At 68.8% G+C, this 25433-nt stretch carries 22 protein-coding genes and 1 pseudogene; 8 read left to right on the forward strand and 15 right to left on the reverse strand.

Annotation, left to right across the window (positions count from 1 at the left end; all coding sequences use genetic code 11):
- The first annotated feature begins 89 nt into the window (after positions 1-89).
- The 5 genes from purB to CFN17_RS06125 all read left to right on the forward strand — a co-directional run bounded on the left by purB (position 90) and on the right by CFN17_RS06125 (position 8300).
- Entirely contained in the window at positions 90-1532 is a 1443-nt protein-coding gene (gene purB / locus CFN17_RS06105; protein ID WP_208750449.1) for an adenylosuccinate lyase, read from the forward strand.
- Entirely contained in the window at positions 1529-2197 is a 669-nt protein-coding gene (locus CFN17_RS06110; protein ID WP_208750450.1) for a histidine phosphatase family protein, read from the forward strand. The genes purB and CFN17_RS06110 overlap by 4 nt, the downstream gene beginning before the upstream one ends.
- Before the next feature lie 139 nt (positions 2198-2336).
- A complete protein-coding gene (locus tag CFN17_RS06115; RefSeq protein WP_208750451.1) occupies positions 2337-7202 on the forward strand; it encodes an NAD-glutamate dehydrogenase in 4866 nt (1621 codons plus the stop codon).
- Positions 7203-7300: 98 nt separating this feature from the next.
- Entirely contained in the window at positions 7301-7804 is a 504-nt protein-coding gene (locus CFN17_RS06120; protein WP_208750452.1) for a GNAT family N-acetyltransferase, read from the forward strand.
- Between the two features lie 61 nt (positions 7805-7865).
- A complete protein-coding gene (locus CFN17_RS06125) occupies positions 7866-8300 on the forward strand; it encodes an acyl-CoA thioesterase (protein WP_208750453.1) in 435 nt (144 codons plus the stop codon).
- A gap of 19 nt (positions 8301-8319) precedes the next feature.
- Here CFN17_RS06125 and CFN17_RS06130 read toward each other — a convergent pair whose 3' ends face one another.
- The 3 genes from CFN17_RS06130 to CFN17_RS06140 form a co-directional block, all read right to left on the reverse strand.
- Positions 8320-8712, reverse strand: a complete 393-nt coding sequence (locus CFN17_RS06130; protein WP_208750454.1) for a nuclear transport factor 2 family protein — start codon at positions 8710-8712, stop codon at positions 8320-8322.
- A 107-nt stretch (positions 8713-8819) separates the two neighbouring features.
- Entirely contained in the window at positions 8820-10010 is a 1191-nt protein-coding gene (locus tag CFN17_RS06135; protein ID WP_208750455.1) for a 4-hydroxybenzoate 3-monooxygenase, read from the reverse strand.
- A gap of 107 nt (positions 10011-10117) precedes the next feature.
- Entirely contained in the window at positions 10118-10897 is a 780-nt protein-coding gene (locus CFN17_RS06140; protein WP_208750456.1) for an IclR family transcriptional regulator, read from the reverse strand.
- Positions 10898-11030: 133 nt separating this feature from the next.
- Here CFN17_RS06140 and CFN17_RS06145 point away from each other — a divergent pair, with 133 nt between their 5' ends.
- Positions 11031-12290 (forward strand): aromatic acid/H+ symport family MFS transporter, encoded by a 1260-nt coding sequence (locus CFN17_RS06145; protein WP_208750457.1) that lies wholly within the window; start codon positions 11031-11033, stop codon positions 12288-12290.
- Positions 12291-12312: 22 nt separating this feature from the next.
- On the opposite strand, the gene CFN17_RS06150 is transcribed toward CFN17_RS06145, so the two are convergent.
- A complete protein-coding gene (locus CFN17_RS06150; protein WP_208750458.1) occupies positions 12313-13371 on the reverse strand; it encodes an FUSC family protein in 1059 nt (352 codons plus the stop codon).
- 219 nt (positions 13372-13590) lie between these two features.
- Between CFN17_RS06150 and mscL the strand changes: the two genes are divergently transcribed.
- A complete protein-coding gene (gene mscL / locus CFN17_RS06155; RefSeq protein WP_208751364.1) occupies positions 13591-14094 on the forward strand; it encodes a large conductance mechanosensitive channel protein MscL in 504 nt (167 codons plus the stop codon).
- An 84-nt stretch (positions 14095-14178) separates the two neighbouring features.
- Positions 14179-15042, forward strand: a complete 864-nt coding sequence (locus tag CFN17_RS06160; RefSeq protein ID WP_208750459.1) for an ACT domain-containing protein — start codon at positions 14179-14181, stop codon at positions 15040-15042.
- An 18-nt stretch (positions 15043-15060) separates the two neighbouring features.
- On the opposite strand, the gene CFN17_RS06165 is transcribed toward CFN17_RS06160, so the two are convergent.
- The 11 genes and pseudogenes from CFN17_RS06165 to CFN17_RS06210 form a co-directional block, all read right to left on the reverse strand.
- Positions 15061-16875 carry a glycosyltransferase gene (locus CFN17_RS06165; protein ID WP_261792440.1) on the reverse strand — a complete coding sequence of 605 codons (1815 nt, stop codon included), beginning with the start codon at positions 16873-16875 and terminating at the stop codon, positions 15061-15063.
- Between the two features lie 15 nt (positions 16876-16890).
- Positions 16891-17487 carry an acyltransferase gene (locus tag CFN17_RS19900; RefSeq protein WP_261792441.1) on the reverse strand — a complete coding sequence of 199 codons (597 nt, stop codon included), beginning with the start codon at positions 17485-17487 and terminating at the stop codon, positions 16891-16893.
- An 81-nt stretch (positions 17488-17568) separates the two neighbouring features.
- Positions 17569-18006 (reverse strand): annotated as a pseudogene (locus CFN17_RS19905) (VanZ family protein); the annotation flags it as partial.
- Between the two features lie 3 nt (positions 18007-18009).
- Positions 18010-18666 carry a NeuD/PglB/VioB family sugar acetyltransferase gene (locus tag CFN17_RS06175; protein WP_208750462.1) on the reverse strand — a complete coding sequence of 219 codons (657 nt, stop codon included), beginning with the start codon at positions 18664-18666 and terminating at the stop codon, positions 18010-18012.
- The gene (locus CFN17_RS06180; protein ID WP_208751365.1) at positions 18659-19789 is read right to left on the reverse strand and encodes a DegT/DnrJ/EryC1/StrS aminotransferase family protein; all 1131 of its coding nucleotides are present in this window, start codon (positions 19787-19789) and stop codon (positions 18659-18661) included. The genes CFN17_RS06175 and CFN17_RS06180 overlap by 8 nt, the downstream gene beginning before the upstream one ends.
- A 50-nt stretch (positions 19790-19839) precedes the next feature.
- Positions 19840-20835, reverse strand: coding sequence for an NAD-dependent epimerase/dehydratase family protein (locus CFN17_RS06185; protein WP_208750463.1), 996 nt, complete (start codon positions 20833-20835; stop codon positions 19840-19842).
- A complete protein-coding gene (locus CFN17_RS06190) occupies positions 20832-21932 on the reverse strand; it encodes a Gfo/Idh/MocA family protein (RefSeq protein WP_395926408.1) in 1101 nt (366 codons plus the stop codon). The genes CFN17_RS06185 and CFN17_RS06190 overlap by 4 nt, the downstream gene beginning before the upstream one ends.
- 231 nt (positions 21933-22163) lie before the next feature.
- Entirely contained in the window at positions 22164-23117 is a 954-nt protein-coding gene (locus CFN17_RS06195) for a diacylglycerol kinase family protein (RefSeq protein WP_208750464.1), read from the reverse strand.
- A 93-nt stretch (positions 23118-23210) separates the two neighbouring features.
- Positions 23211-24017, reverse strand: coding sequence for an IclR family transcriptional regulator C-terminal domain-containing protein (locus tag CFN17_RS06200; protein WP_208750465.1), 807 nt, complete (start codon positions 24015-24017; stop codon positions 23211-23213).
- A gap of 60 nt (positions 24018-24077) precedes the next feature.
- Positions 24078-24770: a 3-oxoacid CoA-transferase subunit B gene (locus tag CFN17_RS06205; RefSeq protein WP_208750466.1), complete on the reverse strand. Its 693-nt coding sequence runs from the start codon at positions 24768-24770 to the stop codon at positions 24078-24080.
- A 1-nt stretch (position 24771) separates the two neighbouring features.
- On the reverse strand, positions 24772-25431 hold the full coding sequence (locus CFN17_RS06210) for a 3-oxoacid CoA-transferase subunit A (RefSeq protein ID WP_208750467.1): 660 nt from the start codon (positions 25429-25431) through the stop codon (positions 24772-24774).
- Between the last annotated feature and the right edge of the window lie 2 nt (positions 25432-25433).

The following is a 25433-nucleotide window of genomic DNA, read 5'->3' on the forward strand; positions in this document are numbered from 1 at the left end:
GGCACCCGCAGGACCCCGCACTTTCATGGGAAGTGTCATACGGGCAGGTGCGCTTAAGGGCCGGCGGCACTTCGTGAAAGAATCGGACCATGCCTGAAACTGCCGCCACAGCTGATACCCGCACGCCGTCCGGACGCCTGGCCCTCGCCGCGTCCGACCACCAGATCGCGCTCGGCCCGCTGGACGGCCGCTACCAGTCCGCCGTCGCTCCACTGGTGGACTACCTGTCCGAGGCCGCCCTGAACCGGGACCGCGTCGCTGTGGAGGTCGAGTGGCTCATCCACCTGACCGGCAACAGCGTGCTCCCCGGCGCCGGTCCGCTCAGCGCGGCACAGCAGGAGCAGCTGCGCGCGATCGTCACGGAGTTCGACGCCGCGTCCGTCGCCGAACTGGCCGAGATCGAGGCCGTCACGGTGCACGACGTCAAGGCCGTGGAGTACTACATCGGCCGCCGCCTGCCCGGCATCGGGATCGAGCACCTGACCGCCCTCGTGCACTTCGGCTGCACCTCGGAGGACATCAACAACCTCTCCTACGCCCTCGGCGTCAAGGGCGCCGTGGAGGATGTGTGGCTGCCCGCGGCCCGCGCCCTCGTCGCGCAGATCAGCGCCATGGCCGAGGACAACCGTGCAGTGCCGATGCTCTCCCGCACGCACGGCCAGCCGGCCACCCCCACCACGCTGGGCAAGGAACTGGCGGTCATCGCGCACCGCCTGAACCGCCAACTGGACCGGATTGCCCGGACCGAATACCTCGGCAAGATCAACGGCGCCACCGGCACGTACGCCGCCCACGTCGCCTCCGTCCCGGGCGCCGACTGGGAGGCCGTTGCCAAGGGCTTCGTCGAAGGCCTCGGCCTGACCTGGAACCCGCTGACCACCCAGATCGAAAGCCACGACTGGCAGGCCGAACTGTATGCCGACGTCGCGCGCTTCAACCGCATCCTGCACAACGTCTGCACCGACATCTGGAGCTACATCTCGATCGGCTACTTCGTGCAGATCCCGGTCGCCGGCGCCACCGGCTCCTCCACCATGCCGCACAAGGTCAATCCGATCCGCTTCGAAAACGCCGAGGCCAACCTCGAGATCTCCTCCGGGCTGCTGGACGTGCTCGGCTCCACCCTGGTCACCTCCCGCTGGCAGCGCGACCTCACCGACTCCTCCTCCCAGCGCAACATCGGGGTGGCGTTCGGTCACTCGCTGCTCGCCATCTCCAACGTCGCCAAGGGCCTGGAGCGGCTCAAGGTTGCCGAGGACGTCCTGGCCGCGGACCTGGACACCAACTGGGAAGTCCTGGGCGAGGCCATCCAGATGGTCATGCGGGCCGAGGCGATCGCCGGCGTGGAGGGCATGGAGAACCCGTACGAGCGGCTCAAGGACCTGACCCGCGGACACCGTGTGGACGCCGCCCGGATGCAGGAGTTCGTCCAGGGCCTGGGCCTGTCCGCCGACGCCGAAGCCCGGCTCCTGGCGCTGACCCCCGGCCGCTACACCGGCATCGCGGACAAGCTGGTGGACCACCTGAAGTGAGGCTCCTGCTCATTCGCCACGGCCAGACGCCCGGGAACGTCCTCGGGCAGCTGGACACTGCCCACCCCGGCCCCGGGCTGACGGAGCTCGGCGAGCGGCAGGCCGCCGCGATGGCGGAATCACTGGCGAACGAGCGGATCGGCCTGCTGTACGCGTCCACCCTGGTCCGCACCCAGATCACGGCCCGGCCGCTGGCCGCCATGCGCGGCCTCGACGTCGAAGTCCTGGCCGGCCTGCGCGAAATCGAGGCAGGCGCGCTGGAGAAACTCACCGACCACGAATCGCATGCGCGCTACTTCGGGACGGTGGCCGCATGGACCGCGGGGGACCTGGACCGCCGGATGCCGGCCGGGCCCAGCGGCCACGACTTCTTCGACCGCTTCGACGCCTCGATTGACCGGATTGCCGCGGCGTCGGACGCCGCCGGCTCCGGCACGGTGGCCGTCGTGAGCCACGGCGCCGCCATCAGGGTCTGGGCGGGGCGGCGGGCCGTCAATGTGGGCCCGGAATTCGCCATCCGCCACGTGCTCGCCAACACCGGCATCGTGGCGCTGGAGGGCGATCCCGATGCCGGCTGGCAGCTGTTCCACTGGGATGAAAGCCCCATCGGCGGCCTGGCCCTGGCCGACCCGACGGCGGAGGATCCCACCGGCCGTCCCATGTAGCGGCCCGTTTCCCTGCCGGGCCCCACGGCCGGGCAGGGCTGGACGGCTCCCCCGAACGCGGCGATGATGAAAGCAGGCTTGGGGACAGGACGGTCGGCCGCGGCCTGCGGCCGATCCCGCGCAGTGGAGGCGCAGGGGCATGTCACGCAAATCGGAGCACCCGGGGCATGCGCCCGGCGGCGTCTTCCCCGGGTTCGATGACCAGTTCCTCGCGGCGTACTACGAGCACGCCGCGGCGGAGGACCTGCAGGGCTACAGCCCCGAAGACCTGGAGCGGCGGGCCCGGCGACATGCGGAACTGGCCGACAGCCGCCCCGCAGGCACGGCGGCGGTCAGCATCCTCACGGAGAGCGACGCCAGCGTCCTGCTGGTGGTTGCGGACGCCCTGCCGCACCTGATCCATTCCCTCACCGCCGAACTGGGCCGGCGCAACGAGTCCGTCCGGCTGCTGGTGCATCCCGGTTTCCTGGTGCGCCGGGATCCGCGGACGGACCGGCTGACCGAGGTGCGGCACAGCTCGCCCCCGTCAGGACTGCCCGGCCGGGGCGCCGGCGGCCCTGGGACGGCGGCTTCCGGCACGGGCCAGGCCCCGCCGGGGTGGTTTGCCGAAACCTGGGTGGCGGCAGAGATAGGCCGCCTGCCGGGGTCGCGGGCCATCGCTGAGCTCATCGGCACTGTGCGGCGCATCCTGGCCGACGTGCAGCTGGTGTCCGATGACGCCCCCGCCATCCACTCCTGCCTTGCCCGGGCGATCACCTCCCTGGACCGGCTTCCGGCCGGCACGGTTCCTGCGCCGGCGCAGCTGGCGGAGCTCCTGGGCTGGCTGGACCACGGCAACTTCACGTTCCTGGGGTACAGCGAGTATGACTACCCGACGGCGGAGGGACCCGACGTCGTGACCGTGCGGACCGGCGCGGGGCTGGGCCTGCTCAGGGACGGCCGGCCGGAGGCGCTCCAGCCCGTCAACGGGATGCCGCATGAGCAGGCCCTCACCCTCGCCATTTCGGACCTGAGATCGTCGGTGCCGCGCCCGGCCTACCTCGACGAATTCCTCATCCGCACCTTTGACGGCGCGGGAAGGGCCACCGGCGAGGTGCGGTTCGTGGGCCTCTTCACCCCGGGCGCCACGGGCCGGTCCGTGCGGCGCATCCCAGTCATCCGGGACAAAGTGCGCGCCATCCTGGACCATCTCGGCCACAGCGAGACCTCCCACCCGGGCAGGCAGCTCCTCAGCGTCCTCGAGTCCTTCCCCCTGGATGAGCTGTTCCACCGGGACCTGGATGAACTGTCCGGGCTGGCCCGGGAGATCCTGCTCCTGCAGGCCCGCCACCAGACGCGGGTGTTCCTGCGCTCGGACAGCTACGGACGCTTCATGACCGCCCTGGTTTTCCTGCCCCGCCAGAGGTACAGCACCGCCGTGCGCCTCAGGATCGAAAACGAGCTCAAGCAGGCTTTCGGGTCCGCCTCGCTCGAATTCGAAGTCCGGTTGGGCGGCTCTCCGATGGCCCGCGTGTTCTTCCGGATCCTGCTGCCGGCCGGCGGCATGCCCGACGTCGACCCCGCCGCCGTGGAGCGCAGCGTGATCAGTGCGACGCGGACCTGGGCCCAGGGCCTGGACGAGGCGCTCCGCGGCCGGCTGCCGTCCGCGGAGGCCCGCCGGTTGTCCGCGTTATGGTCCGGCGCCTTCCCGGCCAGCTACCGGGCCGATTTCGACGTCGAGGACGCCGTTGAGGACATTATCCGGTTTGAGCAGTTCGACCTCGACGGCGCGGGCGGCCGTCAGCTGAACGATCCGCAGCTGGCCGTCCAGGTCCGCCCGGTTGCGGCCCCCGCGCCCGCCCGGAACCCGGCCGAGGATGCCCGGATCCGGCTCTACCTGACCGCCGCCCACAGCCTGACCCGGATCCTGCCGTTCTTCCACAACCTCGGGCTGGAGGTGCTGAACCAGCGGCCCTTCGACCTGCTGCGCGGGAGCGGCCGGCCGCTGTTCCTCTACGACCTCGGCGTCCGGTACCCGGCCGGCATCGATCCGGCCCTGACCAGCGGCCTGCTCGGGGAGGCCTTCGCGGCGGCCATGCGCGGGGACTCGGAGTCGGACCGCTTTGACGCCCTGGTCCTCCGGGAGGGCATTCAATGGCGCCAGGCGGCGATCCTGCGCAGCTATGCCAAGTACCTGCAGCAGCTGGGCACAACGACCTCCTACGGCTTCATGGCCGATACCCTGCTGGCCAACGTCCGGGCCACCCGCGCGCTTTTGGCGCTGTTCCGGGCCAAGTTTGATCCGGGCCTGACGGCGCCGCGCAGGCTCGGGGACACCGAGGCTGCGCGAAAGGAGCTGCTGGCCGCGATCGAGGACATCCCCGTCCTCGACGCCGACCGGTTGCTGCGGACGTTCATGAACCTGGTGGAATCCACACTCCGCACCAACTACTTCCAACACCGCCCCCACCTGAGCCTGAAGCTGAATCCCGCCGCGATCGCGAGTGCGCCGTTTCCGCGGCCCAAATACGAAATCTGGGTTTACTCGCCGCGCGTGGAAGGCGTCCACCTGCGGTTCGGGGCGCTGGCCCGGGGCGGCCTGCGCTGGTCCGACCGCAGCGAGGACTTCCGCACGGAGGTCCTGGGCCTGGTCAAGGCGCAAAACGTGAAGAACTCGGTGATTGTGCCCACGGGCGCGAAGGGCGGTTTTTATCCCAAGCACCTGCCCGACCCGGCCGCGGACCGTGACGCCTGGCTGGCGGAGTCGCTGGAGTGCTACCGGATTTTCGTGCGGGGCCTGCTGGACGTCACCGACAATCTCGTCACCACCGCACACGGCGAAACAGTCGTGCCACCGGCGCGGGTGGTGCGGCACGACGCCGACGACTACTACCTCGTGGTGGCGGCGGACAAGGGAACAGCGTCATTTTCCGACGCCGCGAACGCGGTGGCCGCGGAATACGGCTTCTGGCTGGGCGACGCCTTCGCCTCCGGCGGGACCGTTGGCTATGACCACAAACAGATGGGCATCACGGCCCGCGGGGCGTGGGAATCGGTGAAGCACCATTTCCGCGAACTCGGGGTGGACTGCCAGGAACAGGATTTCACCGTGGCCGGCGTCGGCGACATGAGCGGCGACGTCTTCGGCAACGGGATGCTGCTCTCCCGCCACACCCGGCTTGTGGCGGCCTTCGATCACCGGCACATCTTCCTTGACCCGGCGCCGGACGCCGCGGCGTCGTTCGAGGAACGACGCCGGCTCTTCGCCCTCCCCCGCTCCTCGTGGGCGGATTACGACCCTGCGCTGATCAGCGACGGCGGGGGCGTCCACTCCCGCCGGACGAAGTCGATCCGCATCACGGACCAGGTCAGGGACGCGCTGGCGCTGGACCCCGGCACCGTGTCGCTGCCGCCCCATGCGCTGCTGCAGGCGATTCTCCGGGCGCCCGTGGACCTGCTTTACAACGGCGGCATCGGGACGTACGTCAAGGCCTCGACGGAGGACAACGCCGGGGTTGGCGACAAGGCGAACGATCCCATCCGGGTCAACGGCAATGAGGTCCGGGCGAAAATCATCGCCGAAGGCGGAAACCTGGGCATTACGCAGCTTGGCCGGATTGAGGCCGCCCTGGGCGGGGTCCTGCTCAACACCGATGCGATCGACAATTCAGCCGGCGTGGACTGCTCGGACCATGAGGTGAACATCAAGATCTTCGTGGACCGGATGATCGCTGCGGGAAAGATGCGGCCGGCCGAGCGCACCGGCTTCCTGCACTCCCTCACCGACGAAGTAGCCCGGCTCGTCCTGGCCAACAACACGGACCAGAATGTGCTGCTCTTCAACGACCGGCACTTGGTGCTGGACTGGAGCCACGGCTTCGAACGGACCATCGACTGGCTTGAGAACGCCACCGATCTCGACCGCAGGCTCGAGGGCCTGCCCAGCAGCAAGCAACTCCGGGAACGGGTACGTTCCGGTGCGGGCCTGACCGCACCGGAGCTGGCGGTGCTGGCCGCCTACGCGAAAATCGAACTGGCAGCCGAGCTCAACGCCAGCGGCCTGGCCGAGGACCCGTGGTTCCGGCGGGTCCTGCGCGGCTACTTCCCGCACCAGCTGTCCGCACGCTTCGAGGCCGAGCTGGACACGCACCCGCTGCGCCGCCAGATCGTGTGCACGGTGATGGCCAATGACATGATCAACCTCGGCGGCATCACCTTCGCCTTCCGTGCCATCGAGGAGACCACCGCCACGGCCGCCGTTGTTGCCAAGGCCTTCGTGGTGGCGCGGGAAGCGTACGACCTCCCGTGGATCGTCAACCGGCTGGCCGCACTGCCTGCCGGCTACCCCAACGAACACATCGCCGAAGCGACCCTGCACATGCGCCGGATCCTGGACCGGGCCACCCGGTGGTACGTCACGCACGACCACCGGGACCAGCCCGTGGACGCGGCCCTGGGCAGGATCATGCCTACCCTGGACCTCCTGCGGACGCGCACCGTGGACTACCTCCGCGGCTCCGACCTGGACCGGGTGCAGGAGCGGCTCGTGCACTGGGACGCCGTGGGAATGCCCCGCGAGCTGGGAATGCGCGCCTCGGACATGCTGGAAAGTTTCGGGCTTCTGGACATCTCCCTGATCTCCGAGCAGGTGCGCGAACCCGTCCTCACCATCACCGACCTGTACTACGCCGTCTTCCAGCGGATCGGCGCCGCGAACCTGCTCCTGAGCATCACCGACCTGCCCCGGCAGAGCCGCTGGGAGGCCCTCGCCCGGGCCGCCCTGCGCGATGACGTGTATTCCGCGGTGGCGGACATGACAGTCTCCGTCATGGAGACGACCCGGGGCCAGGGCGCCGACGCCGGCACGTCGGATGCCGTGGAACGCATCGTCGAATGGGAACGCGGTCACCAGGAACAGCTGGGCCGGATCAAGGACACCTTCGCCGAGGTCACCAAGCCCGGGCAGGTGGATATCGCCTCGATCTCCGTGGCGTTGAAACTCCTGCGGACACTCGTGCGGCGCTGACCGCCACAATTCTCCCGACGCTTACCGGGAGGAAACACAGCGGAAACCACTGCTGCCTAGCCTTGGACTGCATAACCCTTCGGCGAATCGAGGCAGTCATGCAGACCAATCCGCGGCTCAATATCCGTCAGGTCACCTGGGCCAACCCGGTCGGCGCCGACCTCCGGGCCGCCCAGCAGGCCGAACTCGACGCCCGGTTCGGCCGGCCGGACCACGAACCCGGGCCGCCGCCGTCGGAAGCGGACACGGCCGTGTTCCTGGTGGCGCACGACAAAGCCTCCGGCCAGCCGGTCGGGTGCGGGGGCCTGCGCATGCTGGACGCCCGCACGGCCGAAATCAAGCGGCTCTACGTGCTGCCCTACACGCGCGGCTCCGGGGTGGCGAGCTCCATCCTGGCGGCCCTCGAAGCCCATGCCCATGCCCTGGGGATCACCACCCTGACCGCGGAGGCCGGCTCGGTGCAGACCGACGGACGGCAGTTCTACGAGAATGCCGGCTTCGTGTCCGTGCCGAACTTCGGCCCGTACATCGGCGTGAAGCACTCGCACTGCTACGCGAAGCCGATCGACTCGCACAGTGCCGCGCACACCGCCATGGCCTAGGGCGGCACGGCTCAGCCGTCACACAAAGCCGTCCCGGCACGGAGTCGGCTAACCTCGCACTATGGAACCGGCCGACATCACTTTCCGCACCCGCAAATGGGTGCGGCCCGAGGACCTCAACGCCAACGGCACGCTCTTCGGCGGCAGCCTGCTGAAGTGGATCGACGAGGAGGCGGCCATCTACGCCATCCTGCAACTGGGCAACGGCCGGGCTGTCACCAAGTACATCTCCGAGATCAACTTCGTCAGCTCGGCCGTGCAGGGCGACCTGATCGAAATGGGCCTGACCGCGACCCGCTTCGGCCGGACGTCGCTGACCATGCGCGCCGAGGTCCGGAACATGATCACGCGGCAGAGCATCCTCACGATTGACCAGATAGTCTTCGTGAACCTGAACCCGGCCGGGAAGCCTGAGCCTCACGGGTACACCGAGATCACCTACGACCGGGACCGGATTCCGAACCACCACCTGACCGCAACCCTGGACCAGGACTGAACTTCAGGACGGGCGCCCGTCAGGTCCAGAAGTCGTCTGCCTTCGCCGTGTCCTCGAAGAACTCGCGCCCTTCCGTGATCATTCCGTCGCGGACCACAAACGTGATGACGGTGGGCATGTCCAGGGTCTTTCCGTTGTTGGTGGCGCGGGTTTGCTGGATCGCTACGGTGTGCTTGTCCCCGCCGACGATGTCCTGGACGTCGGCCTGGAACTGGCCCTGGGTGCGCGCTCCGAGTTCACCGAAGTAGGCCAGGATCGCGTCGCGGCCCTGTTTGGTTCCGGAAAGCACGCCGCTGCCGGCAACGTGCCAGACTGCGTCCTCCGCGAACATGTCGCTGAGGGTCGCCATATCCCCTGAGTTGAAGGCCGTGTAACCCCGCCGGACCAGCTCAACATTCTCTGCGGTTCCCATGATCGGACACCTCTCCGTCATCCTTGTCGGGTCATGCTGGGACGGTTAAAGGCTAGTCCTGGCCCGTAGGCCTGTCGACGGAAAAACGAAACCCGGCCGGGGCGGCCCTACCGTGCTCCCGGCCAGCCCGTGTAGGCCTCGGCGAGGTAGGCGCGGCCGTGCCGGGAGGACACCACGGAGTGGAGCTCGCCGAGCTGGCGGGCGCGGGCGAAGTCGTCGGCGTCGGCCGGGGTGTGCAGCATGGAGGTCATCCAGTAGGAGAACTGCTGTGCCTTCCACACCCTGTCCAGGGCGCGGTCGCTGTAGGCGTCCAGGAGCGCGGTGGAGCCGGTGGAGTAGAAGCTGTCGAATCCCTCGAACAGGACCCTGACATCGTTCAGCGCCAGGTTAAGGCCCTTGGCGCCGGTGGGGGGCACGGTGTGCGCGGCGTCGCCGGCGAGGAACAGGTTCCCGTGCCGCATGGGGGTGTGGACGAAGCTCCGGAATTTCAGGACCGTCTTGTCGATCACGGGTCCTTCCTTCACCTCGAAGCCGTTGCCGTTGACGCGGCTGCGGAAGGCGTCCCAGATCCGCTCCTCGCTCCAGTCGTTGACGTCCTCGTTGGGGTCGCACTGGAAGTACATCCGCTGGACTGTCTCGGTGCGCTGGCTGATCAGGGCGAAGCCGTTCGCGGAGTTGGCGTAGATCAGTTCGTCGGAGCTGCGCGGCGCCTCGGCCAGGATGCCGAACCAGGCGAACGGGTATTCGTGGAAGTACCACTTGCGCTGCGCCTCGGGGATCTGGAAGCGGCAATGGCTGCGCGAGCCGTCGGCCCCGGCGATGAAGTCGGCCTGCAGTTCGAATTCCACGCCGTCGGCATCCGTGAACCAGACCTTGGGCTTGCCTTCGATGTCATGGATGGTGGTGTCCGTGACGCTGTACCGGACGTCCCCGCCGTCGTCCTTTCGCCGTGCGGAGAGGTCCAGGAAGACGTCCGTCTGCGGGTAGAGCCAGACCGATTCCCCGACGAGGTCCTTGAAGTCGATCCGGTGGCTTTCGCCGTTGAACCGCAGTTCGATGCCGTCATGGCGGTCGCCTTCGCGCAGGACACGGTCGGAGACACCGCTGTCGACGAGCATGTTGACGGAGCCGTGTTCCAGGATGCCGGCCCGGACCGTCTCAGAGATTTCGCGGTGGCTGCGGATTTCGAGGACGGTGGATTCGATGCCGGCCTTGGCCAACAGGTGGGACAGCATGAGGCCGGCCGGGCCGGCACCCATGATCGCGACCTGGGTGGTGAGGATTTTTCGCTGTGCCATGTGCTTCTCGCTTCGTTGCGGGGCTCCCTGGCGGATTGTGTGGGTCAGGAGCCGGGGGCCGGAATGGTCATCTGGCTAACAGTGTGCCCCCCGGCGCGTGATGCGCGTTACAAGGATTCCGTTGAATGGAAACCAATAGCATCGCGCGGCTCGCCCAGCCGCCGGCCGATCCCGCGGGCCGCGGTCTGGAGGGCCGGGACGAGAGCCTGCAGGCGCATTTCGCGGAGCGGGACGACGACGCCGAGGGCCGCCACAGCCCGTTTCCTGCGGTCGAGCACGGGCACCGCGATCCCCCAGGCATCCGGGTCCACGACGCCGGCCAGCTGCGCATAACCCTGATGGGCCGCCTCACCAAGGAGGGTGCGGAGCTCCTCGGTGCCCAGCCGGCCGGTCGGATCGCTGAACCGTTCGAGGTAGTCGATCTGGACAGCGTGGGGCTGATGGGCCATGAGCACCAGTCCCGCGGAGGACACGTGCACGGGCATCCTGCCGGCCACCTGTGCGCGGTTGGCCACCGATCCCCGACGGGACAGCCGCTCCACGAAGAGCGCTTCCCAGCCGTCCAGCACGGCGAGGTTCACGTTCTGATTCAGCACCTGCTGGATGTCCTCCATGAAGGGCAGCGCGGCCTGGCGGAGCTCGAGCGTGGGCGAGTTGCGGTTGACGATTTCCCACAGCCGCAGGCCCAGGCTCACCGAGCCGCCGGGGCCGACATCCAGGAGCCCGTGGCCGGCCAGCTGCCGGACGAGCCTGTGCGCCGTGGTCAGGGGAAGTTCCGCCCTCGCGGCCAGCTCCGAGAGCGGCAACGCCGTCACGCCGGCCGGGAAGGCGGCGATCAGGCGCAGGACCCGGTCCACCACGGAGTCACCGGAGTTCGAATTGGCCACGATGCCCCTTCCGTTGAATGGTATGAAGTGTCCCATGCAACACCCGGGGGTGATAGAACTCTCACGTTAGAAAAGCCGCGGCCGGCGCCGGCCGGGCACAGGAAATCACGTCAACAGTATCGCTGAGGTAGCAATGTCAACGTCGTCATTGGAGAACAAGTCACGGTGGCCCGTGTGGCTTTGCTGGCTGGCCATGGTGCTGGACGGCTTTGACCTGGTGGTCCTCGGCACGGTCATCCCCACACTCATCAAGTCGCACGAGCTGGGCTTCGACGCCGTCGGGGCGACGTTCGCGGCGACCATTTCGCTGGTGGGCGTGGGGCTTGGCGCCCTCTTCATCGCCCCGCTGTCGGACCGGTTCGGCCGGCGAAACCTGCTGGTGGCCTGCGTGGCCTGGTTCTCGGTGTTCACGATCGCCGTCGTCTTCGCGCCGAACGTGGCGTTGTTCAGCACGTTCCGGCTGCTCGCCGGCCTGGGCCTGGGCGCCTGCCTGCCCGCCGCCCTGGCCTACATGAACGACTACGCACCGGCCGGAACGGCGGGCAAGTCCACCACCCGGACCATGACCGGCTACCACGTGGGCGCCGTCGCGACCGCCTTCCTGGCCCTCATGGTGATTCCCAGCTGGCGGACCATGTTCGTGGTGGGCGGCCTCGCCGGCCTTGCCCTCGTCCCGTTCCTGTGGTTCAAGCTCCCGGAAACCCTCCCGCCGGTGCACCACCACCCCGAGGCCGCCAAGGCTGAAGCAGCCGCGGCACCCGCGGAAGAGCGGGCCAGTTTCCGCGATCTGGCCCGCAAACCCTACCCGCTGATTGCGGCCGGCGTGGCCGTGGCGTCCTTCATGGGGCTACTGCTGGTCTACGGCCTGAACACCTGGCTGCCGCAGCTCATGGCCTCGGCCGGCTACGGCCTGAACGCCGGCCTGGCTTTGCTCCTGGTGCTCAACGTCGGCGCCGTCGTGGGCCTGCTGATCGCCGGTGTCCTGGCGGACCGGCACGGCACCAAGAAGATCGTCCTGCTTTGGTTTGGCCTGTCCGCCGTGTTCCTGGCCGCGCTCAGCATCCAGATCCAGAACGAAATCGTGCTGTACGCGGCCGTCTTCGTCACGGGCGTATTCGTCTTCAGTTCGCAGGTCCTGGTCTATGCCTGGGTCAGCCAGCTCTTCCCCGTCCGCCTGCGCGGCACGGCCCTCGGCTTCGCCGCCGGGGTGGGCCGGCTGGGAGCCATCCTGGGCCCGGCCGTGACCGGGGCGCTGGTAGCCGCCGGCATCGCCTACCCCTGGGGCTTCTATGTCTTCGCCGCGGCCGCGGTCCTGGCGGTCCTCGCCCTGGCCTTCGTTCCGCAGACCGTCGCCGCGGTGTCCCGCACCGGCGCCGGCGTCGGGCGCCAGTAGACGCATCCGGGGGACGCGGGGCCTAGCCGCGGCGTGCGGCCAGTCGCCGCCAGGCGCCCGGCGCCAGCACGACGGCGATGCCGACGGCGGCGCCGATGACGGTCTCCACAATCCGGTCGCGGAGCAGGATGCCGGGCGGGACGGGTGCCACGAGCAGCGTCGAAGTCAGGGCCAGCGGGGTGACGAAGACCTGCGCGAGCATGTACTGCCGCGCGATGAACATTTCGGCGCCGAACTGGCAGGCGGCAATCACCAGCACGGTCTGCCACGGCGTCGGCTGCAGGAGCAGGATCCCGGCGAGCAGCACCAGGCCAAGGGCGGTGCCCGCGATGCGCTGCAGGCCGCGGCTGACGCGATGCCGGGTGCTGTGCCCCACGAGCGGAACGACGGCGGCCACCATCGCCCAGTAGTTGTGGCCGACGCCGAGCCATTCACCGGCCAGCGTCCCCAGGGTTCCGGCCAGGCCCGCCGCCACGACGTACCCGGCGCTTTCCTGCCACGCCGCCCGCTTCTCGCGCGGGGTCAGGGCCGGGGGCTTCGACCTCACCCACGGGGTCCGGTGGCTGCGGGCGACGCGGGCGGACTGGCCGACCAGGAGGGAGAACACAACCGTCAGTACCGCCGCCAGCATGCACTGCCACAGCGGCGGCTGATTGGGGATCGACGCGATGGCGGCGAACGCGAAGATGTGGAACAGGGACCCGGAGGGGCGCAGGCGCCACCAGGCAACCACCAGCGAGCAGGCGCCCGCCACGACGGTGGTGGCCCCGACCAGGACCCAGGTGGTGCCTTCCGCCGAGAGCCCGGCCAACGCGTCGACCCGGGCAGTGAGGGCGGCCAGGAAGATGACCGCCAGCATGAGGCCGCCGGCCCGCACCTGCAGCCGCAGGCGCCTGGCGTGCGGCTCGTTCCGGCCGTAGATGCCGGCGAAGGCGCCGAACGAGGCGAAGATGGCCAGATCCAGCCGGCCCAGCAGCACCAGGGTGATCAGCGGGACGAAGACGCCCACGGCGCAGCGGAGCGCGACCTGATGGTCCTTGTTCGCCGGGGCCATGGTGAACATTTCGGCAAGCAGTTTCAACGCGCCGGCCTCACGGGGATTCCTTCATGGGTCGGGCGCCTTTCGTTGCAGTCTGGTGGTTCGACGGCGGCACTGGCATCCACGCTGAATTTTACGCGTGCACGGCCCCGGCGGCGCATTGGCGCCCGTTGATCGGAATCTGCCGCGCGGGCCCGAGGTGGTAGCGTCTACCGGTTGAAGCAACACCCTGAGTCCCAGCAACGCACACCGGAGGTTCCCATGCTCAAAGGATTCAAGGATTTCATCCTGCGCGGCAACGTGATCGAACTGTCCATCGCCGTCGTCGTCGGCACCGCCTTCACGGCCCTGGTCGGTGCCTTCACCACAAACATCGTGAATCCGATCATCGCGGCGGCCGGCGGCGTCGAGACCCAGGGCCTGGGCTTCCACATCTGGCCGGGCAATGACAAGACGTTCGTCAACATCGGCGCCGTGGTGACGGCCTTCCTGACTTTCCTGATCACGGCGGCGGTGGTGTACTTCATCTTCGTGGCGCCGATGAACCGGATCAACACCATGGTCAAGAACCGGCTGGGTGCGGCCGAGCCGGAGGAAGAACCCATCCCGGCTGAAACCGCACTGCTGGCCGAGATCCGGGACCTGCTGGCCCGCTTGGCCGGCCCGGACCCCGACGGCCGCAGCGCCGGCCCCGCGGGTGACGCCGAGGCATTGGATGACGACGCGGACGAGTCCCGTCCCCGCCACGCGACCAGTCGCTACTAGGAGCCGCTGGCAGCACCCGGCGGCCGTCCGAAACCGTCACCCGGCGGCAACCCGGCCGAAACAGCGGACCGGAATCATGGGGGCATGACGCGAAACGCCTTTGGCAACACCCGGCGCAGGAACCGGCCCGCGGCGACCTCCGAGTTAAGCTGCGAAGTGTGCGGCCAGATGCCCGAGCCGCCCAAGGCGCGGCTGACCCTGGCCAATATCGCGGTGATGCTTCCGATCGAATTGCTGGTTCACGCGGCGGTGGTGGGCACGCACCTGCCGTATGTTGCCAAGGTCCTGGTCCTGACCATGACCGCGACCGTGCTGGTGATCTGGGTGGCCGAGCCTTCGGCAGCCCGGATCCTGCGCGGCTGGCTGCACGCCCCGGCGCTGCGCCACCGCAAACGCCTCGTCGCCGCGCCGGCCCTGTGGCGGGCCCGGACCGTCCTGAAAGACCGGCCCGGGTCGCTGCAGAAACTCACGCAGGCCCTGGCCGGCCTGGACACGAACATTCTCAGCATCCACGTCCACCCGGTCACCGGCGGAGTCCTGGACGAATTCGTGCTTGCCGCGCCCGGCGGGATCCGTGAGGCCGACCTCCTCCGGGCGCTGCGCGCGGGCGGCGGGGCCCACCCGCACGTCTGGCCCACCACCGCCCTGGCCATGGCCGACGGCCAGACGGGGGCGCTGAGCCTGGCCGCCCGGATCGCGGCGAACCCGGACGAGCTGCCGCTGGCCGTCGCGGAGCTGCTGCGGGCCAGGATCGTCACCGCGCCCGTCCGCGGCGCCGCCTTGCCGGCGGCGGGCCCGGAGGGCACGGTCCTGAAGATCCCGACAGCGTGGCACGGGCCCATCACGTTTTCCCGTCCCGGCGAGCCGTTCACCCCGGCCGAGTCCGCCCGTGCGCACCGGCTGGCCGAACTCGCCGAAATCGTGGCGCACCGGCCAGTGGCACGCTAGATGGTCCGTGCCGGCGGACTAGGGCGAATCCTGCCCGGGCGTCGCCGGCAGACGGCTGCTCTCGTCGCGTTCCCACCCGCCTGCGGGCGCTGCACCCCGCCGGCCGGCAACCGCGAACCCCAGATACACGGCCGCGTTGACAGCGGAGAGCGGTCCGCGGATGGATCGGACAACCTCCTGCAGCGTGTCGCGGGCCGTGCTGCGGCGTCCTTCCGCCCGGTTCTGCTGGGTATTGCCACGATAGACCCGGTTCAGCACCGCCAGCTGGGCGCTGGGAGTCCGCGGGGGGCGTACCACCACCGGCTCCACGTTGAGGACCGCTTTCTCCGCCGGCGAGAAAAGCCGGTCCACGAAGAGATCGTCCCCGACCACGTCCGGGAACTCCGCGAACCGTTCATGTCCGGCCTTGCAGAGCCCGTAGGCGCCCGCCGACCAAAGCCCGTTGTGTGTCGACGGCAGACGCCGCCGCGTGCCATAGTAGGCGTGGATCAGCGGATGGGCACCCTCCAGGTCGAAGCGGACAGCGGGGCGTGCCGCCAGCAGGCCACCCGGAGCCAGTGCGGCCAGCACGTCCCGGACCGCCGCCGGGGTGATCTGGATGTCAGCATCCAGATACAGCCTCGGCCACCGGGTGGCGGCGGCATCGCCTGCGTTCAAAGCGGCGGACTTGGACGCCTGGTCGATCTCAAGCACGGTCACGCCCTCGAATCCGCGGGCGATCCCTGCCGTGTCGTCGGTGCAGCCGTTGCAGGCGACGAAAACATCAACCGCTCCTGCTGCAGCCAGCGGCGCCAGTGGCGCCAGAGTCCGCGCTATGACTGCAGCCTCATTGTGTGCCGGGATGATCACAGAGCCCTCGGGGAAGTCCTCCAGCGGAGTCGGTGTGGTGGGCCCGGGCAGGCCGGCCCAGAGCTGTTCGTTCAGGACCGTCCGCAGCACACCCTTACGGTCAGCCTTCCAGCAGCGCAGGGTCTCTGACAGGATGACCGCGCCGCGGAAAGCCGCCGCATAGGCCGCCGAATGGTGTTTGCGGATGTAGCGGATGCAGTTGACAGCCAGCAGCGCGTTCAATTCCGGCGACGCGCCGGACCCACCGCCCGCATGGGTCATGGTCGCGCCCGGTTCATACCAGACAGTCTCGCCCAGCATCCGCAGGCGACGGAAGAAATCGACCTCCTCCGAATACAGGAAATACGATTCGTCCCATGGCACGGCATCTGCGACCGCACGGCGCACCAGGAGGGCCGCTCCCGTTGCCCATTGCACCGGATGGGGGTGGTCGTAGCTTTCCGCGTCGAAATCACTCGTGGCGAGCCAGTCCGGCCGGCGGGCCGCGCGCCGCCCGAGGAACGCATCACCGACGGTCCGCGCGATACTTGGTTCGCGCCGCAGCGAATGACTGAGCTCCCCGCTCGGATCCAGTAGCCGGGGCACCACGGCGCCGGCCTTCGAGGCCTGCAGTCGGTGCAGCATCGTTTTCAGACTGCCTTGTTCGACCCGGAGGTCCGGGTTGAGCACCAGCACGGTGGCGGCGTCCCCCGCCCGCCGCATGGCGGCATTGATGCCGCCGGCGTATCCCAGGTTGCCTCCGGTGGAGAACGCGATAACGTCCGGGTCAGAGCGGCGGATCAGCCCCAGCGTGCCGTCGCTGGAGCAGTTGTCCGCGACCAGCACGCGTAAGTTCAGATCCCGGGTCTCGGTGCGCAGGCTCATCAGCAGCCCGCCGATGTCGCGTGAACTGTTATACGTCACGACGACGACGGCGACATCCGCCGTTCCGTCCGGTCCGGTGAAGTGGCCCGGTGTTCCGCCCGGCACCACTTTGTTCATCATCAAGTCGTCGCCCCCTCAGGACATTTCCTCGGGCAGCAGCTGCCCGTTCGCTTCGACGTACCGGCGTCCCGTGGCCGGGCAAAGCCAGCTGCCGCCGTCGTCCTGCTTCAACGGATGCCCGGCTTCCCCCACCCAGCCCACCTGCCGCGCCGGCACGCCCGCCACCACGGCGAACGCCGGTACGTCTTTGGTCACGACTGCGCCTGCCGCCACCGTGGCCCACTCGCCGATGCACGCGGGGGCGATGCACACAGCGCGGGCGCCAACGGAGGCACCCTTGCCGATCGTGACGCCGACGGCCACCCAGTCATCGGAGCCCTTGAGCGTGCCGTCCGGGGTGACGGCCCGCGGATACAGGTCATTCGTCAGCACGGCCGCCGGCCCCACGAAGACGCCGTCGGCCAAGCGGGCCGGCTCATAGACCAGGGCATAGTTCTGCAACTTGCAGTTATCCCCCAACTGCACGCCCGGCCCGACGTACGCACCACGGCCGATGTTGCAGTTCGCGCCCAGAACCGCGTCCTCGCGGATCTGGGCAAGGTGCCAGATCCGGGTGCCTTCACCGATGCTGGCGGTTTCGGCCACGTCTGCTGAGTTCGCCACCGTTGTCATGTCACTCCTGCCGTGCGGGGTTGCTGGACTGGGGATGGGCTGAGGATCCGGTGCCCGGGGCCGGGTGCGCGCCAGCCTGATGACCAGTGCGCCCAGCAAGGCTCCGAGAGTGTTGTTGACGACGTCGCGGAGGCTGGCCTGGCGTTGGCTGAGCATCACGAACTGGACGGCTTCAATAGCCGCAGAGGCCAAGAGGCCGGCCAGGACGGCCAGCCCCCACTTGCGCACGGGCAGCAAAAGGGCCACGAAGGCGCCAAGGGGGAGGAACAGGATGACGTTGGCCGTGCCCTCCACGACGTGGTAGTCGATGCCGGCCGTCAGGGCGTGCTCCTGCAGGACGGAGAGGACATCATCGAGGAATCCGGAGAGGGGCCGGTCCACCGGTGTGGGCCAAAACCCGATGCAGCCCAGGGCAGCAAGGTAAAGAGTCAGGAGGACGAGGACTCCGTGGCGTGCGTTCGGGTTGAGGCTTTGCCGTGCGCTCGTCCCCTGGTCTCTGGCTGCAGTGCGGGCACCCATGGCCTAGGCCGCCGTTCCGCTCGGAATTGCGGCCCGCAGGACGCGTGCGGGCACGCCCGCCCAGGTTTCGCCAGCCGGCACGTCGGTCAGGACAGCGGCGCCCATGCCGATTGTGGCGTTGGCGCCCACCGAGGCGCCTTCACGGACGCTGGCGTTCATGCCCAGGTAGGCGCCGCGACCGATCCTGACACCGCCGCCCAGGGAAACGCCGGCGGCAAAGGTGGCGAAGTCCTCCACGACGTCGTCGTGGGTCAGCGTCACTCCGGGCATCGCCACCACATGCTCACCGAGGTCGACCCCGGCGGTCAGGGTGACGTGGCCCAGCAGGACGCTGCCGCGGCCGATCCTGCATCCGGCCGGGATACGGACCGACGAGTCGATGACGGTGGCGTACCTGCGGTCCGCCACTCCGAGGGCGGCCAGCCGGTCCACAATCCGGGCGCGCCCGGCACCGGCGCCGACGCAGACCACGACGCCGGCCCCCGGATAGCGCAGAACGTCACTCGCCGGGCCCAGCACGCGGGTTCCATCCACGATGGTCCCGGTCTTGCCGGCGTCGTCGTCAAGGATCCCGATGACATCGAACTGTCCGCTTTCGCGGACGGCGGCGAGGACTTCACGTGCCAGGCCGCTCGCAGCCAGGAGGAGCAGCTCATCCATGGTTCCGCCCGCCGGCCGTCCGGAGCGAGTGGATCACCCGGAACTGCTCGTCAGGCGTCAACTGGTGGTAGACGGGAAGAATCACGGTGTTGTCCGTGAGCCGTTCAGTCACAGACAGATCGGCCCCGCCGGTGTCCCGCCCTGCGTAGGCCGGCTGCCGGTGCGCGGCCATGATGCCGCGCCGTGCCGAGATTCCGTCCCGGGCCAGGTGTGCCAGCAGTTCCTCCCGCCCCGGCCCGAAGTCCGGCAGGACCTCGAACCAGAATGACTGGAAATTGCTGGTGCCGAACGCTGGGTCCTGGCTGAACCGCAAGCCTTCGACATCGTCCAGGGCGGCCCGGTATCCTGCGACGATTCCGCGGCGCCGGGCGACGGCCTCCTGAAGCCTGCCCAGCTGGACCAGTCCGACGGCCGCCTGCATATCCGTCATCCGGTAATTGAAGCCGACCTCCACATACTCTTCCGCCGGGGCCAGCAGGCTGGCGTGCCGGTCATTCGCCGAAACGCTCATGGAATGTTCGCGCAACTGGCGGGCGCGGGATGCCCACTCCGGGTTGCGGGTGGTCAGCATGCCGCCCTCCCCTGTGGTCAGGATCTTGCGGGGATGGAAGGACCATGCGGCAAGCTCGGCCGACGCCCCTACCGGACTGCCCTTGTAGGTGGACCCTGCCCCGCAGGCGGCATCCTCGATCACAGTGATGCCCAGGGGGTCGCAGAGCTCGCGGATGGGGTCGAGGTCGACCGGCATGCCGCCCTGGTCCACAACGATCACGGCACGCGTGGCCGGGGTCAGGGCCGCCGCGATGCTGCGCGCGGACACGTTCCCGGTGTCGGTTTCGACGTCGGCAAATACCGGCCGGGCGCCAACGTAGACGGCGGCGTTGGCGGTGGCAATGAAGGACAAGGAGGGAACCACGACGTCGTCGCCCGGGCCGACGCCGGCAACTTTCAACGCCAGGTGCAGCGCCGTGGTGCAGTTGGACACGGCGACGGCATGCGGCGCTTGTTGCGCTGCGGCAAAGGCTTCCTCAAAGCGGGCCACGCGGGGTCCCTGTGCCACCCAGCCGGAAGCGATGACCTCGGCGACGGCGTCGGCTTCCTCGGTTCCGAGCCACGGCTTCATGACGTTGATCCGGCTCAGCGTCTGCTCTTGGAGCTGCTCCTGGTCGATGGTCACCTCACACCGCCTACCCGGGCGGCGGCAATCTCGCCGCGCAGCGGACGCCACCAGTCGACGAGTTCGCGCAGTCCTTCCTCCAGCCCGGTTTCGGCGGTGAAGCCGAGATCGCGCGTTGCCGCAGTCGTGTCCGCCAGCCGACGGATGACGCCGTTGACGGCGCGGTCCGGGCCGTGTTCCACTGCCAGGTCCGAATCCATGGCCCGCAGGAGCGCCTCGGCCAGTTGCAGGAGGCTCGTCTCGGAACCGCTGGCGACGTTGTACACGCCTTCGCGGACGCTGCTCCCCGCGGCCAGGATGTTTGACCGCGCGATGTCCCGGGTGTGGACGAAATCCATGGTCTGCCGTCCGTCGCCGAAGATCAGCGGCGGCTGGCCGTCCGCAATCCGCTCCATCCACCGCACCAGCACCTCGGTGTACAGACCGTGCACGTCCATCCGCGGCCCGTAGACGTTGAAGTAGCGCAGCAGCACGTAGTCCAGCCCGGTCATGGCCCGGAAGCTGCGGGCCATGCCTTCGTTGAAAGACTTCGCCGCGCCGTAGAAGGTGTCGTTGTTGTGGTGGTGGTGGCGTTCGGTGGTGGGGAATTCCTCCGCCATGCCGTAGACCGAGGCGCTGGAGGCTGCAATGAGCTTGTCGACGCGGTGGGCAGCGGCGGCCTCCAGCACGTTGAAGGTGCCATCGACGAGCACCTCCAGGGCCAGCCGGGGCTCCTCCGCGCACTGGGTGATGCGGATGGCTGCCTGGTGGAAGACGATGTCCTTGCCCCTCGTGAGGTCATGGACCAGGTCCCGGTCACGCAGGTCGCCTTCCACCAGGCGCACCCGGCCGCTTTCCATTGCGTCATCGAGATTGGCACGGCGTCCGCGGACAAGGTTGTCGAGGATGTCGATCCGCCCGGCTCCGGCGGCGAGCAAATGGTCAACAATGGTGGACCCGATGGTTCCGGCCCCTCCGGTCACGAGGACCCCAGCCCCCTGCAGTGTGCTCATCGTCTTCCTTCCAGCTGAAATTCGTTTCCTGTGACGGCGCTTGGCTGTCCGTTCGCGCCGAGGCTGTTGCTGACCGCTTCCAGCACCGAGAGGACGCGGAGCCCGGACGCCCCGCTGGTCCGCGCGGGCCTTCGCTGCCAGATGCTGCTGGCAAATTCGGCCACCATCTGGCCGAGCGCTTCGTGTTCGGGCAAGGCCGGGGACCAGGTGTCGCCCAGCCGGTAGGAAATGGCCGAGGCCTTTCTCTCCGCGGCGGAACGGGACTGCGCGTCCAGGCTGACGCCACGGTCGTAGACGCTGAGCCGCTGCTGCGGGTTCAGGTCATCCCAGACCAGCGTGCGCCGCGACCCGCCGACCACCAGTTGCCTGATCTTGGTGGGGCTGAGCCAATTCACGTGCACGTGGGCCATGCCGCCGGCCGGGAGTGCGAAGGTCAGGTGGCCCACACAGGCGTTGCCGGTGCCGAGAGGGTCCGCGCCGTGGGCCGAGACTTCCGCCGGCCTGAGGCCGCCGGGGAGAATGAAGTCGAGGATCGACAAGTCGTGGGGGGCGAGGTCCCAGAAGACGTCCACGTCCGGCTGGATGAGGCCAAGATTGATCCGGACGGAGTCGATGAACAGAATCTCGCCCAGGGAGCCGTCGGCAACCAGCTCGCGGATCTTTAGCACCGCCGGGGTGTAGCAATATGTGTGGTCCGCCATCAGAACCAGGCCGCGGTCTTCGGCTTCCGCGACCATTTCCAGGCCCTTGGCCCGGCCGTCGGCCAGCGGCTTTTCAACGAGCACGTGTTTTCCGGCCCGCAAGGCTGTGAGGGCGATGCCGTGGTGAGTCCGGGCCGGCGTCGCGATGGCCACGGCATCGACGTCAACCGTGTCCAGGAGATCCTCCACGGAACCGCAGACGGTGACGTCGCCATTCGCTGCGGCCAGCTTGGCGGCCCGTGAACGGTCCATGTCCACGATTGCCGCCAGCTCCCAGTCGGGGGCGGCCTTGAAATTGCGGGCCAGATTTGGCCCCCAGTACCCTGCCCCTATGACGGCCACCCGCAGAGGGGCCGGAGAGACCATAAACCCGGACTCGACGGACGGAATTGCCACGACCAACCCCCAGTGCGCTAGACGTCGGCATCGAGACGATGCCACTGCCTATCCAAGCCGGTACCCGGCTGGCCCGTCACGAGTGCTGATTACTTGCCTTTGCGAACAACGTCCCAGCCCGGCGCGTGGGTAGTACTCAGTTTTGCCCCGGGAGCCACCACGTGGTCCGCCCCGGGGCAACCGCCTGCGAACACACGGTCGACGCCCGGTCAGGGGCAGGGGATGGTTGTCTCAGATGGCCGACATCCGGACGGCGAGGGCGCCCGGTTCCACCGTGACGGCGAGGTGTTTGGCGGTGCCGAGGGGGTCGCCGTCGAGCTGGAACTCCTGCTCGTGCGCGAGTTCGATCTCGGCCGACCTGCCGGCGAAGTACTCGACCGACGCGTTCTTTGCCGTGTTCTTGCCGAAGACGCCCGCCAGCACGCCCAGCCAGCCGAACCGGCCGACAGGGGCGAGGATGACGACGTCGAGGACGCCGTCATCGACCTTGGCGTCGGGGAAGATCTCCACGCCGCCCATGATCTTGCCGCAGTTGCCGACCATGACGCTGCGGATCCGGCGCCGCACGGCGTGTTGGCCGTCGATGCTGATCTTCGCCTTGACGGGGCGGCCGGGAAGGTGCCGGATGCCCGCCTCGACGTAGGCGAGCCAGCCCACGCGGTCCTTGAGCTGGTCCACAGTGTTGGCCATGATCGCGGCGTCGTAGCCGAGACCGGCCATGACGAGGAAGACGTTCCCGTCCTCGGCGTGGTCCAGCGTGGCCCGCACCACGTCAACGGTGACATCGGTACCGCTCAGGACGTCATAGCTGGCGGCTACGGGGTCGGTGATGTCGACGCCGAGGTTTCGGGCCAGGAGGTTGCCGGTGCCCATCGGGACCAGGCCGATCGGGGTCCCGGTGCCGGCCAGCGCCTCAGCCACGCAGCGGACGGTTCCATCGCCGCCCGCGGCGATCACGACGTCGACCCCTGCCTCCAGCGCCTGGCGGGCCTGGCCAAAGCCGGTGTCCTCCTTGGTGGTTTCCAGCCACAGCGGCTCTTCCCAGCCCTGAGTCTCGCACAGCCGGAAGAAGGAGGCGCGGAAGCTCTCCCCCGGGGACTTCATGGGATTGATGACGACGGCGGCGCGGCGGGGCGCGACGGTATCCGTGGCGTCGTTCTCAGGCGCTGTGGTGTTCTCTGTCATGGCGTCCTCTGCGGAAAAGGGCGGGCGGGGTCCCGAAGTGAATCCTAGCCGCAGTCACCGGGCTACCCTGACAGGACCGGTGCGAACCGCCTTTCACCGGCCGGAGGTCAGGTCCTCCGAGATGAGTTCCGCCGTGGCGAGCGTCGCCTCACGGACCGCGGCCAGGTAGGCCTCCGGGTCCGGCTGCGCCGACACCGCCTGGGCCTGCAGGGAGACGTTGACCGCCGCCACCACCTTGGGCCCGTCGTGGACAGGCGCGGCGACGGACATCAGCCCGAGCTCCAGTTCCTGGTTCAGCAGGCACCAGCCCTGGGCGCGGACGGTGTCCAGTTCGGCCAGGAGGGCCGCCCGCGTCCCGATGGCCCCGGGGGTCAGGGCCCGGATCTCGGCGGCCGCGAAGTACTCGTCAAGCTTCGCGGGCGGAAGGGCCGCGAGCAGCACCCGGCCCATCGAGGTCGCGTAGGCGGGGAACCGGGTGCCCACCGTGATGCCGACCGTCATGATCCGCCGGGTGGCCACCCGGGCGATGTAGGCGATGTCGGTGCCTTCGAGCACCGCGGCCGACGTCGACTCCCCCAGTTCGAGCGAGAGCTCCTCCAGGTGCGGCTGGGCCAGCTGGGGCAGGGACAGCCCGGACAGGTAGGCGTAGCCAAGCTGCAGGACTTTGGCGGTCAGGGCGAAGATCTTGCCGTCCGTGCGGACATAGCCCAGCTCCACGAGGGTGTGCAGGAACCGCCGGGCCGTTGCCCGGGTCAGTCCGGTCCGGGCCGCAACCTCGGTCAGCGTCATCTTCGGGTGCTCTGTGTCGAAGGCGCGGATCACCGCGAGCCCGCGCGCCAGCGACTGCACGTACTGGTCGCTGGCCGCGGGCACGCCGCCGCTCCTGGCTGCCTCAATCATTTATCGCCTCCCGGTCCCGGAATACTTTAGCCCTGCTCAAGTGATCCCAGTACAGGGCGGTCAGCTTCCGTCCGCGGGCGCCGCCGTCAGCGGCACGGGGACCATGGCCTGGAGCTCGGCGAGGGTGCAGCCGAAGGTTTCGCGGACGCGGACGCCGTCGGGGCCGGTGAGGAAGACGGCTTTGTCGGTGTAGACGCGGGTGACACAGCCGATCCCGGTGAGCGGGTAGCTGCAGGCCTCGACCAGTTTGGAGACGCCGTCGCGGGTCAGGAGCGTCATCATGACGAAGACGTCCTTCGCGCCGGTGGCAAGATCCATGGCGCCGCCGACGGCCGGGATGGCGTCCGGGGCACCGGTGTGCCAGTTGGCGAGGTCGCCGGTCGCGGAGACCTGGAAGGCGCCGAGCACGCAGATGTCCAGATGTCCGCCGCGCATGATCGCGAAGGAGTCCGCGTGGTGGAAGTAGGACGCCCCGGGCAGTTCGGTAACGGGGATCTTGCCGGCGTTGATGAGGTCGCCGTCGATCTGGTCCCCGACGGCCTCCGGGCCCATGCCGAGCATGCCGTTCTCGGTGTGGAGCGTGATGTTCTGCTCCGGTTCGAGGTAGTTCGAGACCAGGGTGGGCTGGCCGATGCCGAGGTTCACGAAGGATCCCGGGGCGATGTCCCGGGCCACGAGGCGGGCGAGGTCGTCCCGGCCCAGCGGCGTGTCGCTGGTCCGGATGTTGGTCTGGCTGTTGGACTGGATGCTCATCTCAGGCCACCTTCACAATGCTGTTGACGTAGATTCCGGGGGTCACGATGTTTTCCGGGTCCAGGCTCCCGGTGGGGACGATCCCGGAGACCTGCACGACGGTGTGTTTCGCCGCGGCGGCCATGATCGGGCCGAAGTTCCGGGCGGTCTTGCGGTAGACCAGGTTGCCCTTGCCGTCGGCGGTGAGGGCCTTGATCAGGGCGACGTCGGCGTGGATGGGGGTCTCGAAGACCTGCCATTTGCCGTCCAGGAAGCGGGTTTCCTTGCCCTCGGCGAGCATGGTGCCGTAGCCGGTGGGGGTGAAGAATCCGCCGATCCCGGCCCCGGCGGCCCGGATCCGCTCGGCGAGGTTGCCCTGCGGGACTAGTTCGAGTTCGATCTCGCCGGCGCGGAACTTGGTATCGAAGTGCCAGGAGTCGGACTGGCGGGGGAAGGAGCAGATCATCTTCTTCACCCGGCCTTCCTTGATCAGCAGGGCCAGGCCCTGGTCGCCCTGGCCGGCGTTGTTGTTGACCACGGTCAGGTCCGTGGCGCCGCAGTCCATGAGGGCGTCGATCAGTTCGAACGGCTGGCCGGCGTTGCCGAAGCCGCCGATCATCACGGTGGAGCCGTCCTGGATGCCGGCGACGGCCTCGCCGACGGTGTCTACGAAGTTCAGCATTT

The sequence above is a fragment of the Arthrobacter sp. PM3 genome (genome assembly GCF_003352915.1).
Taxonomy (GTDB): domain Bacteria; phylum Actinomycetota; class Actinomycetes; order Actinomycetales; family Micrococcaceae; genus Arthrobacter.

Excerpts from the sequence above, each read along its gene's own strand:
- CFN17_RS06175 (WP_208750462.1), bottom strand. The coding sequence starts at position 18,666 with ATGGATGAGCTGCTCCTCCTGGCTGCGAGCGGCCTGGCACGTGAAGTC.
- CFN17_RS06135 (WP_208750455.1), bottom strand. The coding sequence starts at position 10,010 with ATGGCACAGCGAAAAATCCTCACCACCCAGGTCGCGATCATGGGTGCC.
- CFN17_RS06185 (WP_208750463.1), bottom strand. The coding sequence starts at position 20,835 with ATGAGCACACTGCAGGGGGCTGGGGTCCTCGTGACCGGAGGGGCCGGA.
- CFN17_RS06210 (WP_208750467.1), bottom strand. The coding sequence starts at position 25,431 with ATGCTGAACTTCGTAGACACCGTCGGCGAGGCCGTCGCCGGCATCCAG.
- purB (WP_208750449.1), top strand. The coding sequence starts at position 90 with ATGCCTGAAACTGCCGCCACAGCTGATACCCGCACGCCGTCCGGACGC.
- CFN17_RS06145 (WP_208750457.1), top strand. The coding sequence starts at position 11,031 with ATGTCAACGTCGTCATTGGAGAACAAGTCACGGTGGCCCGTGTGGCTT.
- CFN17_RS06200 (WP_208750465.1), bottom strand. The coding sequence starts at position 24,017 with ATGATTGAGGCAGCCAGGAGCGGCGGCGTGCCCGCGGCCAGCGACCAG.
- CFN17_RS06130 (WP_208750454.1), bottom strand. The coding sequence starts at position 8,712 with ATGGGAACCGCAGAGAATGTTGAGCTGGTCCGGCGGGGTTACACGGCC.
- CFN17_RS06160 (WP_208750459.1), top strand. The coding sequence starts at position 14,179 with ATGACGCGAAACGCCTTTGGCAACACCCGGCGCAGGAACCGGCCCGCG.
- CFN17_RS06180 (WP_208751365.1), bottom strand. The coding sequence starts at position 19,789 with ATGAAGCCGTGGCTCGGAACCGAGGAAGCCGACGCCGTCGCCGAGGTC.
- CFN17_RS06205 (WP_208750466.1), bottom strand. The coding sequence starts at position 24,770 with ATGAGCATCCAGTCCAACAGCCAGACCAACATCCGGACCAGCGACACG.
- CFN17_RS06125 (WP_208750453.1), top strand. The coding sequence starts at position 7,866 with ATGGAACCGGCCGACATCACTTTCCGCACCCGCAAATGGGTGCGGCCC.
- CFN17_RS06115 (WP_208750451.1), top strand. The coding sequence starts at position 2,337 with ATGTCACGCAAATCGGAGCACCCGGGGCATGCGCCCGGCGGCGTCTTC.
- CFN17_RS06195 (WP_208750464.1), bottom strand. The coding sequence starts at position 23,117 with ATGACAGAGAACACCACAGCGCCTGAGAACGACGCCACGGATACCGTC.
- CFN17_RS19900 (WP_261792441.1), bottom strand. The coding sequence starts at position 17,487 with ATGACAACGGTGGCGAACTCAGCAGACGTGGCCGAAACCGCCAGCATC.
- CFN17_RS06165 (WP_261792440.1), bottom strand. The coding sequence starts at position 16,875 with ATGATGAACAAAGTGGTGCCGGGCGGAACACCGGGCCACTTCACCGGA.
- CFN17_RS06120 (WP_208750452.1), top strand. The coding sequence starts at position 7,301 with ATGCAGACCAATCCGCGGCTCAATATCCGTCAGGTCACCTGGGCCAAC.
- mscL (WP_208751364.1), top strand. The coding sequence starts at position 13,591 with ATGCTCAAAGGATTCAAGGATTTCATCCTGCGCGGCAACGTGATCGAA.